Here is a 2,516-nt window from a genome sequence, read left to right on the forward strand (position 1 = left end):
GGAGGAGGCGACCTGACGGCTGATCTCGGCGACGGATGTCGCCAGTTCTTCCGCAGCCGATGCGACCGTCTCCACGTTGCTCGAGGCCTCTGCGGCGGCACCGGCGACGGCCCGGCTCTGGTTCGTGGTCTGCTCGGCGCCCGCGTTCAGGCTGGTCGAGGCGTTCTGCAGGTTGGTCACGGATGTCTCGATGGTTTCCAGAAGCGAACCGATCTGGCCTTCGAAGTCCTTCGAGATCGTCTGGATTGCCCGCGAGCGCTGCCGATCCTGTTCCAGGCGCTCCTGCTGGCCCGCCTCCAGATCGCGGCGCTTGCGCTCGTTCTCCACGAACACCGCCATCGCGCCGGCCATGGCGCCGATCTCGTCCTTTCGTTCCATTCCGTCGACGGTGATCGCTACATTGCCCTCCGCCAGCTCCTGCATGTTGCCCGTCAGCCGCTTCAGCGGTCCGGAGACGTTGCGGATGACCAGAACGGCCGCGATACCGGCGATGGCGCCGCCGATGAGCGCGAAGGCGAGAATCTCCAGCGCCTGCGAACGGAATGTCGCCTCCACGTCGTCAATGTAGGTTCCCGATCCGAGCACCCAGCCCCAGGGGGCGAAATAGTCGGTCCATGCGAGCTTTTCCAGCGCCTCCTTGCCGTTGACGCGCGGCCAGTAGTAGCTGGTCATGCCGCCGCCCTCCTTGGCCCGGGCGATCAGGTCGGGAATGTAATAGGTTCCGTGCTTGTCCTGGGCGTCGAGTGCCGGCACGCCTTCCCGCGTGATGTCGGGAGAAATGAGCCGCACGCCCTTGTCGTCGTAGGCGAAGGCGTAGTTGTTGCCGTCGTAACGCATGGCACGGATCACGTTACGGGCCTGTTGCGTCGCCTGCTCGTGCGTCAGTGCCCCGGAATCCTCCAGGCTCTTGTAGTAGCCCGCGATGGACTTGGAAGCCTGCACGATATTCCGCGTTTTCGCGATCCGTTCGGCCATGAGAACGGATTGCATCTCGTAAAGGCTGAAGACCGCGATGACGGTCGACAGGATTGCCAACGTGATGACTGGGATCCAGATCTTCACGCCGATATTGAACTTGTTCAGGCTCATTCCAGAGTGCCTCATGCGGGAATTGCAATGGCAAAATCTCTGCGCGTGACAGATTAAGCCAATGTAAAAAATACATTTGATATCCGAAGTATTGCCAATTCCGCGCGCTTTGGTCTCATGAGAACGCCGTTATGGTCCCGGCGGCGGCGGATGGCGAGGTGGCGCAATCAGGGTGTAACGGTACGCGCATCCTTGCGGGAGACCCGCCCGAGCCCCTGTCGGAAATGACGCTAGGGCATGTTTAGTCATTTGATTTATATGAAGATTTTTACCCATCCTTAACAAGGCCGGCGCACTGTTTCGCAACCTCCCCCAGGCATTCAGGCAATCGAAAAATGTCCTTAAACAAACTCGGAATCGGCACCAAGATCTGGCTTCCGGTTCTGACCCTCTCTGTTCTGACGTTCCTTCTGTCCGCCATCTATCTCCACACCCTGCACAACTCCCTCTATGACGAGCGTGCAGACATGACGCAGACTGTCGTTCAGGTCGCGAAGTCTGTTGCTGATTACTATTACAAGAAAGAGCAGGCAGGAGAGCTGACCCACGAGGAAGCGACCAAACAGGCGCGCGACCTCATCCGGGCCATACGTTTTGACGGAGACAATTATGTCTTCGGCCTCGACAAGGACGGTCGCCGCGTCATCATGCCGCCCAAGCCCGCCGACGAGGGCAAGATGGTGATGAACATCAAGGACAAGGCGGACAACTACTTCATCCGCGACCTGTTCTCCGCGGCCGGAAAGGGCGGCGGATCGGTGGTCTATTACTGGAACCGCACCGGCGACACGGCGGTTTCGCCCAAGACCTCATGGGGTGAAGAGTTCTCGCCCTGGGGCTGGGTTCTCGCCACGGGCGTCTTCGTCGACGACATCGAAGACACGTTCTGGAGCAATGCGCTGCTGGTCATCGGCTTTGGCCTCGTCGGCGGTCTGCTCGCCTTCGGCATCGCCTATGCCGCGATCCGCAACGTGACCGGCCCGCTCAAGCTGCTGACCGGCAACATGCAGACCCTCGCCCAGGGGAACACCGAGATCGTGATCGAGGGCGCCGACCGCCGCGACGAGATCGGCGCCATGGCCAGCACGATGGAGGTCTTCGTCGAGAACGAGCGCAAGCGCCGCGAGCTGGAGACGGCCCAGACGCAGCGTCTGGAACAGGACCGTCAGCGGGCCGAGGAGGTCCGGACCGCCTCGAAGGACTTCGAGGGCAAGATGGGCTCGCTTCTGAAAACCATCGCGAACTCGGTCACCAACCTGCGCCAGGCGTCGACCGATCTGAACGCGGGAGCGGCACAGACGACCGGCCAGAGCAAGGCCGTCGCCGTCGCCGCTGCCGAGGCGTCCGCCAATGTGGAAACGGTGGCATCGGCCGCGGAAGAACTGGCGGCGTCCGTCGCCGAGATCAGCCGTCAGGTGTCGTCGTCG

The 2,516-nt window shown here is 61.6% G+C and carries 2 protein-coding genes; one reads left to right on the top strand and one right to left on the bottom strand.

What is annotated here, in order from left to right; all coding sequences use genetic code 11:
- Positions 1 to 1,089, bottom strand: a 1,089-nt coding sequence (locus V2L18_RS23400; RefSeq protein WP_336180764.1) for a cache domain-containing protein, incomplete at its 3' end; no start/stop codon positions are given.
- 335 nt (positions 1,090 to 1,424) lie between these two features.
- Here V2L18_RS23400 and V2L18_RS23405 point away from each other — a divergent pair.
- A partial coding sequence (locus V2L18_RS23405; protein ID WP_336180765.1) for a cache domain-containing protein occupies positions 1,425 to 2,516 on the top strand: 1,092 nt, incomplete at its 3' end.

This window comes from Breoghania sp. JC706, from assembly GCF_037026715.1.
Classification (GTDB): domain Bacteria; phylum Pseudomonadota; class Alphaproteobacteria; order Rhizobiales; family Stappiaceae; genus Breoghania.